Annotated in this window: 10 protein-coding genes; 6 read left to right on the forward strand and 4 right to left on the reverse strand. The window is 62.8% G+C overall.

The features are described from left to right. The first annotated feature begins 145 nt into the window (after positions 1–145). Positions 146–601, forward strand: a complete 456-nt coding sequence (locus ACQY7R_RS21160) for a YiiD C-terminal domain-containing protein (RefSeq protein WP_152096910.1) — start codon at positions 146–148, stop codon at positions 599–601. A gap of 150 nt (positions 602–751) precedes the next feature. Here ACQY7R_RS21160 and ACQY7R_RS21165 read toward each other — a convergent pair whose 3' ends face one another. The 3 genes from ACQY7R_RS21165 to ACQY7R_RS21175 are packed head-to-tail and all read right to left on the reverse strand — an operon-like array spanning position 752 to position 3,140. After that, positions 752–1,957 (reverse strand): molybdopterin molybdotransferase MoeA, encoded by a 1,206-nt coding sequence (locus ACQY7R_RS21165; protein WP_428307542.1) that lies wholly within the window; start codon positions 1,955–1,957, stop codon positions 752–754. 29 nt (positions 1,958–1,986) lie between these two features. Continuing rightward, the gene (locus ACQY7R_RS21170) at positions 1,987–2,538 is read right to left on the reverse strand and encodes a suppressor of fused domain protein (protein ID WP_428307543.1); all 552 of its coding nucleotides are present in this window, start codon (positions 2,536–2,538) and stop codon (positions 1,987–1,989) included. A 20-nt stretch (positions 2,539–2,558) separates the two neighbouring features. Next, positions 2,559–3,140, reverse strand: a complete 582-nt coding sequence (locus ACQY7R_RS21175; protein WP_428307544.1) for an anthranilate synthase component II — start codon at positions 3,138–3,140, stop codon at positions 2,559–2,561. A 235-nt stretch (positions 3,141–3,375) separates the two neighbouring features. Here ACQY7R_RS21175 and ACQY7R_RS21180 point away from each other — a divergent pair, with 235 nt between their 5' ends. Further along, positions 3,376–3,750: a fluoride efflux transporter FluC gene (locus ACQY7R_RS21180; RefSeq protein WP_428307545.1), complete on the forward strand. Its 375-nt coding sequence runs from the start codon at positions 3,376–3,378 to the stop codon at positions 3,748–3,750. A gap of 141 nt (positions 3,751–3,891) precedes the next feature. Here ACQY7R_RS21180 and ACQY7R_RS21185 read toward each other — a convergent pair whose 3' ends face one another. After that, positions 3,892–4,203, reverse strand: a complete 312-nt coding sequence (locus ACQY7R_RS21185) for a (2Fe-2S)-binding protein (protein WP_428307546.1) — start codon at positions 4,201–4,203, stop codon at positions 3,892–3,894. A 472-nt stretch (positions 4,204–4,675) separates the two neighbouring features. Here ACQY7R_RS21185 and ACQY7R_RS21190 point away from each other — a divergent pair, with 472 nt between their 5' ends. From ACQY7R_RS21190 to dnaE, 4 genes are all read left to right on the forward strand, one after another. Next, the gene (locus ACQY7R_RS21190) at positions 4,676–7,354 is read left to right on the forward strand and encodes a hypothetical protein (RefSeq protein WP_428307547.1); all 2,679 of its coding nucleotides are present in this window, start codon (positions 4,676–4,678) and stop codon (positions 7,352–7,354) included. A gap of 430 nt (positions 7,355–7,784) precedes the next feature. Next, positions 7,785–8,504: an FHA domain-containing protein gene (locus ACQY7R_RS21195; protein ID WP_428307548.1), complete on the forward strand. Its 720-nt coding sequence runs from the start codon at positions 7,785–7,787 to the stop codon at positions 8,502–8,504. A 332-nt stretch (positions 8,505–8,836) separates the two neighbouring features. Then, positions 8,837–10,207, forward strand: coding sequence for a vanadium-dependent haloperoxidase (locus ACQY7R_RS21200; RefSeq protein ID WP_428307549.1), 1,371 nt, complete (start codon positions 8,837–8,839; stop codon positions 10,205–10,207). Between the two features lie 287 nt (positions 10,208–10,494). Next, on the forward strand, positions 10,495–14,100 hold the full coding sequence (gene dnaE / locus ACQY7R_RS21205) for a DNA polymerase III subunit alpha (RefSeq protein ID WP_428307550.1): 3,606 nt from the start codon (positions 10,495–10,497) through the stop codon (positions 14,098–14,100). The last annotated feature ends 9 nt before the right edge of the window (positions 14,101–14,109 follow it).

Below are 14,109 nucleotides of genomic sequence, written 5' to 3' on the forward strand. Positions count from 1 at the left end.
TGAACCCCGAACCCTAACCTCTGAACCCTTCTCCAGCGGCTGACATCACGGCAGGGATTGGGTAGCATACTTAGCTTCGGACTCGTTTGTCGGCGGCTTGGAGAGCGTCGCGGCCGAGCCGTCTTTGCCTGCCGGAAGAGGCCCGATGCACGCCGCCGCTCTGCTTGAACTGCAACAGACGCTCCAAAGCGAGATGCCGATCTGCACGCCGATGGGCATCCGCCCCATCTCGTGGGACGGCTGTCAGCTGGCGATGGAGATGCCGCTCGCCCCGAATCGCAACCACCAGTACTCCGCGTTCGCCGGCAGCATCAACGCCCTGCTGACGATCGTCGGCTGGGGAACCGTGTTCCTGCTGCTGCATCACGAAGGCCGCACCGGCAACGTCGTCATCCGCCGCAGCCAGATTCGCTACCTCCGCCCGGTGCGAGACGAGATGATCATCGCTCGCGGGCTGCCGATCGATCCGAGCGGCCTCGAGTTCTTTTACGAGTTCCTCCGCAGCAAGGGACACTCGAAGATCGACATCGCCACCGAGATCGCCGACGCCGACGGCCCGCTCGCCTCGTTCCAAGGCTCCTACGTCGTGCAGAAAAAGTAGCCGCGGGTCAACGACCCGCCGGAGCGAACTGCAAATAGCTAACCACTAAGACACGACGGCTACGAAGACGCACGAAGAACGCGATTTTTTCTTTGCGGCTCTTTGTGGCTACTCTTCCAATCACCGCTCCGGCCGGTCGTTGACCGGCGGCTACAGTGGGATCGCATCGATCGCATCGCCGTGGACGAGTTGATAGTCGCCAGCTGGGAACGCCGCGAGGTGCGTCGCCCGCGTGAGCGTCGCCAGGTCAGCGGAGCCGCGCCAATTGAGCGGCTCAAGGTGCAGCACGCCCCCCTCAGTTGGTGCATTCACGCGGCAGGGATGATACGTCGGCCGCTTGCCGCGATGCTCGAACGGCATCGCCAGCACGGCGCGCTGCGTGGCGGCTGGTTCAAACGGCGCTCCGGCGAGCGCTCGCAGCGCCGGTAGCACGAACAGCTGGTACGACACGAACGTGCTCACCGGATTCCCCGGCAGCCCAAATACGAGCGTCCGTCGCCCCTCGGCATGTCGTACGCCAAAATAGAGCGGCTTGCCTGGTTTGATGCGCACTTGGTGGAATTGCTCCTCGACGCCGAGCTCGGCGAGGATGCCGGGGACGAGATCTTTCACGCCCGCCGAAACGCCGCCGCTCACTAACAGCACGTCGCTCGCGAGCCCTTGGTTAATCCGCGTCCGCAGGTCGTCGGGGTCGTCGCATCCAACGCCGAGATCGATCGCCGTCGCCCCCGCCGCGGCGACGGCGGCGAGCAGCATCGGCCCGTTGCTGTTGCGAATCTGTCCCGGGCCGAGCGGCTCGTGCGCGGCGACCAACTCGTCCCCGGTCGGCAACACGGCGACGCGCGGCCGCGGCGTCACCATCACCTCGGCCTGGCCAATTTCGGCAAGCAGTGCGATATCGAGTGGCCCGATTCGCTTCCCCGCTTCGAGCACAACCTGCCCGGCGTGAAACGACGATCCGCGCCGCAGGATGCAGGAGCCTGGCTTGATGCCGGCGGCCGGGTTGCGAATCGCCTCGTCGCTGATTAGTTCGCAATCTTCCCACTTCACGACCGCACTCGCGCCGGCTGGAACGGGGGCGCCGGTCATCACGCGAATCGTGTGGCCATGCGATACCGCCTTCGCCGGCACATGGCCCGCGGTGACGAGTTCAATCTCCCGCAGCGTCGCGGAGGCGTCGCTCACATCGATCGCATAGCCGTCGACCATCGACTTATCGAAAGGCGGCGAATCGACGCTACTCGCCACCGGCTCGGCGAGCCTTAAGTTCAGCAAGTCCGCGAGCGGCGTCTGCACGCTCGGCAGCGGAGCGACAGAGCGACGAACGTGATCAAGAGCTTCGTCGACGGAGATCATTGAAACGTTGGGGCGTGCGGTAAGGGACGTTAAAATCTGATCGGATCGCGAGTGACATTGTACATGTCGAAGCCTTCGTGCTTCCAGAATGCTTCCATCCCAATCCTGTCATACACCGCAAGCTCCTCGTGGTAGATCGGATAGAGTTGGGAGAGGTGAACTTTGTAGTCGTTGAGCTGCACCGACGCCAATTCTTTCGGCAAGATGCTTTGGGCGAAAAGAAGGAAGCCGTCCATTCTTGTGTCTGGCGCTAATGTGGCGTCGGAAGTGAATGTGTCGCCATAGATAAATCTCTTCTTGCCTCGAAAGTGAGCCGCGAAATTCGCTGCGGCACAGGGCCAGGCAATGTCCATCGACTGAGCGGAAATGATCAGTTCCGGTCTAGCAAGTTTCCACTCGGGATGAGGAAAAATGCTGAGGCCGTAAGTCACGCCAGTGATCATCCCTTCTTCAGGGATGTTCTCGTAGACGAACACGCACACGGCTGGCTTTCCGTCAATTGAATCTGCCCGATGGATCGCATCTTCGTCGCCAAATACTTCCTGCAAGTGAGCTAGGTACAATTCGGCGTTAGATGCCATCTGTTGCTAGTTCCATCAGATCACACGGCCAGGAACGAGCGCAGGATATCGTACCCTGCATGGGTGAGAAAGCTCTCCGGATGAAACTGCACGCCGAACAGCGGGAGCTTCTTGTGAGCGACCGCCATGATCTCGCGGCCCCCTTCGGGGTTGTCGCTCCACGCGGTGACTTCAAATTCATCCGGCAGCGTTTCCGGCTTGATCACCAAGCTGTGATACCGCGTCGCTTGAAACGGATTGTCGAGGCCCGCGAATAGGCCGCGGCCGTTGTGGTGGATCATGTCGACCTTGCCATGCATCAAGCGATCGGCGCGGACGATGCTCGCGCCGTAAGCCTGGCCGATCGATTGGTGACCGAGGCAAACGCCCAGCAGCGGTAGCTTGCCGGCGAGCTTTTGCACGCACTCTACCGAGACCCCCGCTTCGTTCGGCGTGCAGGGGCCGGGCGAGATGATCAGCCGTTCGGGCTTCAGCCCCAAGATTTCATCGACCGTGATCTCGTCGTTGCGATGAACGCTGATTTCAACCGAGGGATCGATCTCCCCCAACCGCTGGACGAGGTTGTAGGTGAACGAGTCGTAGTTGTCGATGATTTCGATCATGGCGGGCTGGGCGGAAGGGGTCGGGATCCTTTTGCCACTGGAGCAGTCGATTTCAGTGGGGATCACCCAGTGGCAAAAGGATCCCGACCCCGTTGGCGTTCAATCAAGTTTAATCGGCCGGCCTGGAGGGGGACAGCCAGCCGCGGTTGCGGGTTCGCCGCGGTTGGGCCGCCGTTGACCTGTCGCCCGCCGCGTGGTCGAGTAGCGGCGATTCAGCAAATGCCGAGGTTTTCCCATGCAGCAGATTTTCGCCGTCGCCGTCGCGGGCGCCCTTGGGTGCCTTTGTCGCTACGGCGCCAACATTGCCTGCGTCCGCTGGTTCGCGGCGCCCCTCTTCTATTCCACGCTCGCGGTGAACGTCGTGGGAGCGTTTCTGCTGGGGCTGGTCGCCGGGTTGCCGTTTATGCAGCATCCTGTGCTCGCAACTGGCGCGGCCGTCGGGTTCCTCGGCGGGCTGACGACCTTTTCGACGTTCAGTTTGGAGACGCTGCGGCTGTGGGAACTGCAGTCGTTCGCCGCCGCAGGATTGAACATTGCGGCGAATGTGGTGCTAGCGCTCTTCGCGGTGAAGCTCGGGCTAATGACGGCCGAGTGGTTTAGTTCGACTTGAGCGTCGAACGCTCACCGCACCCTAGCCCCGGGCTCCGCCCGGGGGTCGCGCACCATGCCGTTGGAACGTCGCCCCCACTTCAAACCGACCCCCGGGCGGAGCCCAGGGCTAGAACGCGAGCGGCAGTAGTACGCACAGTGACTACTCCGCGTCGATCGGCGTGGCGCCAGCAGGCGGCACGCCGCCCCCCGCGCGAACATAGTCGCCGCGCGAGTGGGCGTAGTCGGCAGCTGAAGGAAGGTCGTCGCCAGCAGGTTGAGGCGTTCCCCCCTGCCCCGCTTGAGCTTTTTCGAACAGCCGCTGCAAGAACGGTCGGCACCATCCGCACCCGGTGCCGGCGCCAAAGCACTCGGCCATCTGCCCCGCGCGACAAGGCCGCTCGATGCGAATGAAATTCTCCACCTTCCGCCGGGTAACGTGAAAGCAGAGGCAAAGCTCATCGTCAGGTTGCATTAAAGTACCTCTCGCCTCACGCGAAGGCCTTACCGGATTATCGCTTGTGGGAGGCGTCTCCGACGCCGATGACGGTCACCACTACGAGCGGTTGCTGCAGTTCAACGCCGCTTCGGGGTCGGAGACCCCTCCCACAGGTATGCTTGCTACAGCTCACGCGGAGCGTTCGAACGAGGTTGTAGGCCGTAAAGTTTGCCTTGCTTCGCGCGACGTAACGATTCCACCAGCTAGCATCATGCGCGAGACCCCCAGTTGCGGCAATCTCCACGCAAGCCGCACGGCATTGCCGGCCGATCATTAGGACGTGCAGCTTTCGCGGCCGGGGGGCCATGTCATGCGCTCCCCGACGGCGGAGATTCAACTCGTTACTTCGCCAGGGCGAAGAGCGAGCGGCAGGGAGGCCGGTATCGATATGCAGTGGAAACGGCGACGCCCACGGTGGCCCTATTTGGTTGCCCTGGGAAGCCTCTTCTTGTTGACGCTGTTGGCGCCCTGGTTGTGGCATCGCGGCCGCGCTGCGCGCCTTCGCGCCGCTGCCGAACCCGAAACGCTCGCCAACAGCGACGTTGCCGCGCCGCCGAAGAAGCCTGCCAAGCCTGTTGCGCCGATCTACCCGACCGTTCCTGAACTGGCCGCCCCCTCGGCGCCTGAACCAGAGCTATCGGGGCCGATGGTCTTCGCCGACGACTACGACTATGTCGCCGTCGACGAGCCGCTGGTCGAAACCCGCGCCTCCGACGCCGAGGTCGCCGCGGCTGACCCGTTCAGCCTCCGCGGTAAGAATCAGAGCATCCTCACCCGCAGCGGAGCCCCCGCAGCGACGACGATCTTCAGCGAACAATCGCTGGTGAAGGTGCGTGACGCGATCCTGACGATGGTCGAGCAGGCCCGCCAAGCGCAGGCTCAGCAAGCCCAAGCGGCCGCAGCGCCGCCCGCCGAAGCGAACTCGCTGATCATCTCCAGCCCGATGCGGGTGATGGTCGACAGCGAGAACGATCGTCTCGCGATGATTCCGCCGAGCGAGATGCGCATCGCCGGCGAGTCGAGCCTCATGGCTCAGGCGAATCCGACTCAGCCGCGCGTTGCTGTGGCACCAGCCTCCAAACCGGCCCTTGAGCATCGCCCGACCGCGTTGATCGCCCAACTCGAACAACTATCGGTTGGTTCGCCTGCCTCGCCTTGGGCGCAGCATGTGTTGGCTCGCCTCGAGCAACTGACTGATGTTCCCTCGCCGGCTGGCCACGATTGGCAGCCGACGATTGCCGAGCTCCGTCAACTCGCCGCGCACGGCTACAACGAAGCGATCGCAGTGAAGAATCCCGCCGACCAATCGTCGTGGGTGCGGGCCAGCCGCTCGCTGGAACGCCGCCTGCCGGTCTGGACGTTGCTGGTCGACCGGCAGTTCATGGGCGAGCAAGCCTTCCTCCGCGGCCAAACGGTTGGCGACAATTCCGGTTTGCCTCAAGCAGTCAGCGACGTCGCCGCGCTCACTGACAGTTCCGATGCGGGCGCTACCTGGCGCACCTACCTCCGCCTCGACGACGTCGCCGGTTTGATGAGCATCGGCGGCGCCGATCATGCCGAACTTCGCCGCGCCGTCGCCCGCGACGTGCTCGTGCGCATCGACGACCCGTGGCTCACCGTCGCCCAGCGTCAATTCCTCGCGCAGCCGCCAGTGACGAATCTCGCGACGGAGTTGCGACCCTGGGCCAGCGGCGAGGTTTCCGTCGATACGCTGGCAGCCTTCATCGAACGTTACGAAGCGACCGGCGCCCGGAAAGACGCCGACGCCGTCGCCGAACTCCGCATGCGAATGAAATGGTCGGCCGACCCGCGTCTGCAGGCCCTTGCCGGCGATCTCAACCGCAACTATCGCAACGCCAACATGCGCGTCGCGTTCTCGGCGGATCTGATGAATCGCATGATCCCGCCGCAAGAGACGAAAACCGAGCCGGTTCGTAGCCGAATCGTCGGCGCCGAAGTCAGCGGCCGCTCGCAGACGGACACTCAAGTTCAAGTTCGCCTCATTCCCGATCCCGCCGTGTGGCGTATCGGGCTTGAGGCAACCGGCAACATCAACTCGCACACGGTTTCCGAAACCTGGCCGGCGCGCGTTCGCAATCGCAGCCAGATGGAGTACGAGGCCCGCAAGTTGATCATGATCAACAGGTTCGGCCTCCACTCGTGGCCCGCAGAAGCGCAGGCCGACGGCCGCACCAGCCTGGTCGGCATCGACAGCGGCTTCAGCGCGGTGCCGATTCTTGGAACCATCGTCGAGAACGTCGCTCGCGAGCAGCACCAGCAGAATCGCGGCCAGGCCGTCGCGCAGGTGAAGACCCGCGTCAAGCAAGAAGCCCGCGAACGGATGGACGCCGAGACCGATCCGAAGCTTGCGAGCTTCGAAACTCGGTTCCGCGAAAACGTGCTGGAGCCCATGAACCGGTTCGCGATCGTCGCCGAGCCGGTCGACATGAGTACGACCGAAGATCGGCTCCAAGCTCGACTCCGCCTCGCGACGGAACAACACCTTGGCGCCCACACGCCTCGTCCGTCGGCGCCTTCCGACAGCCTCGCAAGTTTCCAACTGCACGAGTCGGCTTTCAACAACGCGCTCCGCGGGTTGGAACTCGACGGCAAGCGGATGACGGTGCTTGAACTTCACAACTCGTTGGCGGAAAAGATTCACCGCCGCGCCGACGACGCCCCGGCGGATTTGCCCCGCGGCGCCAAGGTCGAGTTCGCCAAGGACGATGCGATCCGCATCATTTGTCATGGCGATCGCATCGAGTTGATTCTGAACATCGTCGAGCTTCGCAACGGTCGCGACAGCATCCGCGGCGTCGGCGTGCACGCCTTCTTCCGGCCGGTCGTCGACGGGCTGGAGTTGAAGCTCGTTCGCGATGGTTCGCTGCAGTTCAACGGCGCCCACCTGCGGACCGGTCCGCGCATGGTACTGCATAGCGTCTTCGGGAAGCTGCTGCCGAAAGACCAGGAGTTGCCCGTCCTCGCGGCGAAGCTGAACGAAGACTCCCGCTTCGCCGGTTTGATGGTGACGCAACTGGTGATCGACGACGGCTGGGTCGCCGTGTCGATTGGCCCGGCCCACCCCCACCGCACCGCGTGGCGGACCCGCACCGTAGACCTGAAGTAGCGACGCCCCCCGGCAGCCGCCGGTCAACGACCGGCCGGAGCGACGTTCAAATAGCTAACCACTAAGCCACGACGGGCACGAAGACGCACAAAGAACGCGGAGAAAGCCGAGGGCGATTCACGTGGCTGAAAGCTCACCCTGATCTTCTCTTGGTGCGTAGTGCCTTCGTGGTGAATCTCGATTGTCCCGCTCCGGCCGGTCGTTGACCGGCGGCTGCGTGCGGTTCACCGCTCCCAGTTTGGAATAAAAGTTGCCCTGCAAGCCCTCCGAGCGGCTGCGGAGCCGCTTGGGAAGAGCCTCTGTCGATACGTTTTCCCTGAATAATTGGGACGACTGGCCCCCTTCCCCGGTTTTGCTTGCCGCTTGATTGGCGGCGTGCTATAAGCGCTAATGAGGGCCGGCTGCCATCAATTGGCAGCCGAGCGACCAAATGGGAACATCAGTGAGAGCAGAGGCGGCGCCGCCGGCGGCAATGACACGGGTGACGTTACGGGTGCTCGACGGCGCCGACCGAGGCCAGCTCTTCGAAGAACTCGAAGCTCCGGTGACGATCGGTCGCGAAGAGGGCAACTCCGTTCAGCTCAACGACGAGCGGATCAGTCGCTTCCATATCAAGATCCAAGAGGACCAAGGCAAGCTGGTTCTCACTGATCTTGAGAGCACCAATGGCACCCGCGTCAACGGTGAAGATACGCAACTGCGGATTCTTAAGTTTGGCGACGTCATTTCAGTCGGCCGTTCTGTGATGCTGTTCGGCACGCGGGATCAGATCTCGCAACGGCTCGAAGAACTCCGCAACGACGGCATCAGCGAGACGAGCGAACTGCTGGCTGAGGAACTCGGCAAGCGTGTCGATTCGAAATCGCTCAGCTTCGAACTACAGATCGGCGCCTCGGAAGATCTCCAGAGCACGCTCCACATTCCGTCGCCGCCTGATTTGCCAGCCCAACTGAGCCCCGGGCAAGCGGCGCAAGTTTCTGAGATCCTTGAGTATCTTCACCTGCGGACGCGGCAGCTTGTGCAGACCGCGTCGATCGACGAGCAGCAAGCCAAGGCGGCCATTCCGCTCGTCCAGTGGCAAGAATTGCTCGACGTCCAATCGCAGCTGGCAGAATACCTGCGGCTGATTGGCGATCCTGAGGCCAGCTAGGCTGTTCAGTACGCTGGCATTGCTTACGCAGTCCCTGTTTCTTGACAGGGGGTAGCGCACCCGGGATCATGCACGCCGATAGTCCGTCCTGTGGGCGGGCGTGCTCCCATTTCTTTGCCGGTGACGCTGATCGGTTGAACCTGGCTTCTTGAGAATTTGCCGTCGTTGAGGTCGTGCGTTCGTCGCCGACCCCAAATTCTTGACGGCGCTGCGGCGGGCCTTTGCCAGTTTCGGAGCCAAGCCGCCCAAGCATTCTGCTCGCGCTTGCCGTCTGCCGTGCGCGCGGGATCCTCGCCTCAAGTCGTCAGGTCGCTACATGAATGGACCTCACGATGAAACTTCGACGATTGACGGCGGCTGCGTGCCTGTTCATTGGCACAGCGGCCTCGGCTGTTCGCGGTGACGAAATTCTCGATTGGAACGCCACCATTCGGCAGGTGATCCAAGCGAACGCGACGCACGCGAATCCTGGTTGGTCGACCCGCGCGATGGCGATGACCAACGGGGCGATGTACGACGTCTTCATGGGCTTCGAGCGGACGCATCAGCCCTTCAAGCATGCCGCCCTCGCGCCTGCCGGCGCCTCGCAGCAGGCAGCGATTGCCCAGGCGGCCTACCGGACTCTGATGTTCGCCTACCCGGGCGAGCAGCCGATCCTCGATGCGGCGATTGCCGCGAAGCTCGCGGCGATTCCCGACAGTCCCGCGAAGACTGCCGGCATCGCCTACGGCAATCAGACCGCGCAGGCCTACATCAATTGGCGGACCGGCGACAACGCCGACGTCACTTACCCCTACACGCCCGGAACTGCGCCGGGCGAGTGGCGGCCCGATCCGCTCCACCCCAACCAGTCGGCGTGGGGCCCTGGCTGGGGAACCGTGGCGCCATTCGCAATTCCTAACAGCGACTACTTTCCCCTCGACCAGCCGCCAGCGCTCGACAGCCCCGAGTACGCCGCGGCGTTCAACCAAGTGAAGGAACTCGGCGCCCTCAACAGCGCGACGCGCACCGCCGATCAGACCGACATGGCGATCTTCTGGGCCTACGACCGCCAATCGATGGGGCCGCCGCCGGTGTTGTTCGATCGCAACTTGCAAGACATCGCGCTAACGATGGGCAACACCGAGCGTGAGAACGCCCGCCTCTTCGCGATCGCCTCGGTGGCGATGGCCGACGCGGCGACCGCGGCGTGGGACGCGAAGTTCACGGACAACTTTTGGCGCCCCATTACCGCGATCCGCGAAGGCGATACCGACGGCAACGCGGCCACCGAGGCAGCCGTCGATTGGAAGCCGCTCGGCGCGCCGGGCGCCAACGTCAACGATTGGTCCGACGACTTTACGCCTCCCTTCCCCGCTTGGCCATCGGGGCATGCGTCGATGGGTGGCGCGTTGTTCGAAGTGCTCCGCGACTTCTACGGCACGGACGACGTCGACTACGTGCTCCACTCCGCCGAAGTGATGCCGTCAGGCCTCGAAACGCGGTCGTTCTCGTCGTTCACCCAGGCGGAGTGGGAGAATGGCATGAGCCGCATCTACCTCGGCGTCCACTGGATCTTCGACGCCGAGGATGGCATCACGCTCGGCAACAACATCGCCGATTGGGTTGGCGCCAACATGTTCCAAGCAGTGCCCGAACCCGCCGCAGCAACAATGCTAACAATGGCGATTGCAGCGGTGGCCGCGAAGCGCCGCCGCCAGTAGCCGCGGGTCAACGACCCGCCGGAGTGATGCTCGAAAAAGCTAACCGCCAAGACACAAAGGGCGCAAAGACGCACGAAGGAAAGCATCGAATGAATTGGTCAGGAAGTCTCCGGCGACTTTTCCGGGCTTCCGGCCCGTCCCCTTTGCGTCATTCCTTCGAGATTCTTCGCGTCCTCCGTGCCTTCGTGGTGAATCTTCCGCCCCGCTCCGGCGGCTCGTTGAGCCGCGGCTGCCTGCGGCGGTACAATGGCCTCCCGTTCTTTGCTTGAGACTGCAGGAGGCTCCCTTTGTCCGCACCGTCGTTCGTCCATCTTCATTGCCACAGCCACTACAGCCTCCTCGATGGCGCCAGCCCGATCAAAGGGCTCGTCAATCGGGCCAAAGAGCTGGGGATGAACGCCCTGGCTCTCACCGACCACGGCAATCTCTACGGGGCGCTCGAGTTCTACAAAGCGTCGAAAGAGGCGGGCATCAACCCGGTGCTCGGCTACGAAGCCTACGTCGCCCCCGGCAGCCGGTTCAACAAAGGGGGCGGCCTCACCAGCAAGGAGGCGACCTACCACCTCACGTTGCTCGCGAAGAACAAGACGGGCTTCCAGAACCTCGTGAAGATGGCGAGCCGCGCCTACCTCGAAGGTTTTTACCACAAGCCGCGCATCGATCGTGAACTGCTCGAAGAGTTTTCCGAAGGGATCATCTGCCTCAGCGGCTGCGTGAGCGGCGAGTTCAGCCGCGCGCTCCTGGCGAGCAGCTCCGGCAAAGTCGGCGGCGGGCTCGTTGAAGAGCAGATCGAAAAGGCCCGCGGCATCGCCTCGTGGTTCCACAACGTTTTCGGCGACCGCTACTTCATCGAGATTCAGGACAATGGCCTGGAGATCCAGCGGCTTGCTAAAGAGGCGGCCATCGAAGTTGCCAACCGCATGGGCCTGCCGCTGGTGGCCACCAGCGACGCCCACTACGTACGGCAAGACGACGCCGTCGCACAAGACGTGCTCCTCTGCATCAACACGGGCAAGTTCCGCACTGACACGAACCGGATGAAAATGGAGGGAGACCAGTTCTTCCTCCGCAGCGCGGATGAAATGTTCGCCGCGCTTTCCGACCAGTCGGAAGCGCTCGCCCGTTCGCAGCAGATCGCCGACTCAGTCGACATCGACCTTGAACTCGGCAAGCGATATTTCCCAACGTTCGAGGTTCCCAAAGAAACGAACTCGCAAGATTATTTGCGGCAACTCGTGCTCGCCGGCTTGAAGGAGCGTTACGCCACGAAGCCTGGCCGCTGGACCCCCGAGGGCGAACTGACGCAGGTGGTGCTCGACCGCGTCGATCGCGAGCTCGGCGTCATCAACAAGCTCGGCTTTTACGACTACTTCCTCATCGTGTGGGACTTCGTTCGCTTCGCCGTCGAAAGCGACATCCCCTGCACGGCGAGAGGTTCGGGCGTCGGTTCGCTCGTCTGCTACGCGCTGAAACTTAGCCACGTCTGTCCGCTCGATTACGACTTGCTGTTCGAGCGGTTCCTCGACGAAAGTCGACTCGAGGCGCCTGATATCGACATCGACTTCTGCAAGGAACGCCGCAGTGAAGTCATCGACTACGTCAAGCGGAAGTATGGCGACGCCAACGTCGCGCAGATCGGCACGTTCGGCACGCTTGCTGCGCGGGCCGCGATCCGCGACGTCGGCCGCACGCTCGGCATGCCGATCTTCCGCGTCGACCAAGTCGTCGGCATGGTGCCCGATCAGCTCGGCATCTCGATCAAGAAGGCGCTCGAAACGAGCGACGAACTCAAGAAGACCTACGACGGCGACCATGAAGTCCGCGAGCTAATCGACCTCGCGCAGAAGATCGAAGGCCTCGCCCGCAACGTCGGCACGCACGCGGCGGCGGTGGTGATCGCGGCCCGGCCGGTCGACGAGTTCGTCCCGCTGCAGCATGTGAAGGGCAAGACCGACGTCATCACGCAGTGGGCGATGGGCGACGTCGAAGCGGCCGGCCTGCTGAAGATGGACTTCCTCGGCCTCCGCAACCTGACGATCCTCGCCAGCAGCGTGAGGTTAATCGAAAAGGCTCGCGGCGTCCGCATCGATCCCTACGCGTTTCCGCTCGACGACAAGCCGACGTTCCAGTTGCTCTGCCGCGGCGAAACGAAGGGTATCTTCCAGCTCGAAAGCGGCGGCATTCGCGACCTGCTCCAGCGGATGAAGCCCGACCACTTCCACGACATCATCGCAACGAACGCCCTCTATCGGCCAGGTCCGCTCGAAGGTGGCATGGTCGATCAGTACATCGAAGTGAAGCATGGCCGCAAGCCGGCCGAGTACCCGCACGAGGTGACCGAAGAAATTCTCGCCGAAACGCACGGCGTGATGGTGTACCAAGAACAGGTCATGCGGATTCTCAACAAGTTGGGCGGCATCAAGCTTTCCAACGCGTACACCTGTATTAAAGCGATCAGCAAGAAAAAACTGCCGATGATCGCTAAGTATCGCGAGGAGTTCGTCGACGGCGCGAAGTCGCTGGGGCTCGATAAAAAGAAGTCTGAAGAACTCTTCGGCATGATCGAGAAGTTCGCCGGCTACGGCTTTAATAAGAGCCATTCAACGGCGTACGCGCTCATTGCGTACATGACCGCCTACCTGAAGGCGCACTACCCGGTCGAGTTCATGGCGGCTCTGTTGTCGTGCGACATCTCGGGGCGCAACTTCAAGAGCAAGGACCCGCTCGTCGAACATATCGAAGACTGCCGCCGCATGAACATCGAGGTCACTCCGCCCGATGTGAACCGTGGCGATCCGGAGTTCAAAGTCGAAGATGGTAAGATCGACTTCGGCTTGAGCGCCATCAAATCATGTGGCGGGGCCGCAGCGGAAGGGATCGCAGCCGAGCGGACGAAGAACGGCCCCTACACGAGCATTTTCGATTTCTGCGAACGCGTCGATGGCTCGCTTTGCAATCGCGCGGCGATCGAATCGCTCATCAAGGCGGGAGCGTTCGACAAGCTGGGCGGGCATCGCGCTCAATACATGGCAGTGCTCGACAAGGCGCTGCAGTCGGGCGCTGCGGCCGCGGCCGATCGTCGCTCCGGTCAGAAAGGCCTCTTCGGCGAGGACGACGAAGACGAGCAAGCCGCCACGGTGGCGTCGCTCCCCGAAGTAAGTGTCTGGACCGAGAAGGAGCAGCTCACACAAGAGAAGGAAGTGCTGGGCTACTATCTCTCCAGCCACCCACTCGCGGAGTTTGAGCAAACGCTCAAAACCTTCTGCACCCACACGAGCAAAACGATCGGCGCCCTCGCTCACCGCGACGAGGTGCTGCTCGGCGGCATGATCGCGGCAATCAAGTTCTCGCACACGAAGAATCCCCGCCCTGGCAGCGTTAACACGAAGTATGCGATGTGGGATCTCGAGGATATGGACGGCATCACCCGCTGCATCCTCTGGCCCGAACAGTTCGCCATCTGCGGCGAGCATGTCGTCGCCGATGCGATCCTCGGCGTGCGCGGCAAGATTGATCGCCGTCCCGGCGCCGAGGAAGTGAACCTCATCGTCGACGAGCTCATCCCGCTCAGCGAACTTTCGGAACGCTACGCCACCGGCGTGATGATCCGCGTTCGCGAAGCCGAGCATGGCCAACGCGGCCTGGAGCAGCTCCGCGAAATCCTCCGCGGCTATCCCGGCAACAAGAAGCTGAAACTACGGCTCGACCTCGCCGCCGGCGGGCAGGTGTGGCTCGACAGCAAATGGCCGGGGCTTGATCTCAATCCGGAACTGCGCGAGCGAGTTGAAGGCCTGCTCGGCCCTGGTAGCCTCGCTTTGCAAGCAACGCGGCCGAAGATGCAGACGGGCGCCGAGCAAGGCCGCGGTCGCCAACGGCAACCAGCGCGGACGTAGCCTTCCATG

The organism is Lacipirellula sp., assembly GCF_965279485.1.
Taxonomy (GTDB): Bacteria; Planctomycetota; Planctomycetia; order Pirellulales; family Lacipirellulaceae; genus Lacipirellula.

Excerpts from the sequence above, each read along its gene's own strand:
- ACQY7R_RS21160 (WP_152096910.1), top strand. The coding sequence starts at position 146 with ATGCACGCCGCCGCTCTGCTTGAACTGCAACAGACGCTCCAAAGCGAG.
- ACQY7R_RS21165 (WP_428307542.1), bottom strand. The coding sequence starts at position 1,957 with ATGATCTCCGTCGACGAAGCTCTTGATCACGTTCGTCGCTCTGTCGCT.
- ACQY7R_RS21170 (WP_428307543.1), bottom strand. The coding sequence starts at position 2,538 with ATGGCATCTAACGCCGAATTGTACCTAGCTCACTTGCAGGAAGTATTT.
- ACQY7R_RS21175 (WP_428307544.1), bottom strand. The coding sequence starts at position 3,140 with ATGATCGAAATCATCGACAACTACGACTCGTTCACCTACAACCTCGTC.
- ACQY7R_RS21180 (WP_428307545.1), top strand. The coding sequence starts at position 3,376 with ATGCAGCAGATTTTCGCCGTCGCCGTCGCGGGCGCCCTTGGGTGCCTT.
- ACQY7R_RS21185 (WP_428307546.1), bottom strand. The coding sequence starts at position 4,203 with ATGCAACCTGACGATGAGCTTTGCCTCTGCTTTCACGTTACCCGGCGG.
- ACQY7R_RS21195 (WP_428307548.1), top strand. The coding sequence starts at position 7,785 with ATGGGAACATCAGTGAGAGCAGAGGCGGCGCCGCCGGCGGCAATGACA.
- ACQY7R_RS21200 (WP_428307549.1), top strand. The coding sequence starts at position 8,837 with ATGAAACTTCGACGATTGACGGCGGCTGCGTGCCTGTTCATTGGCACA.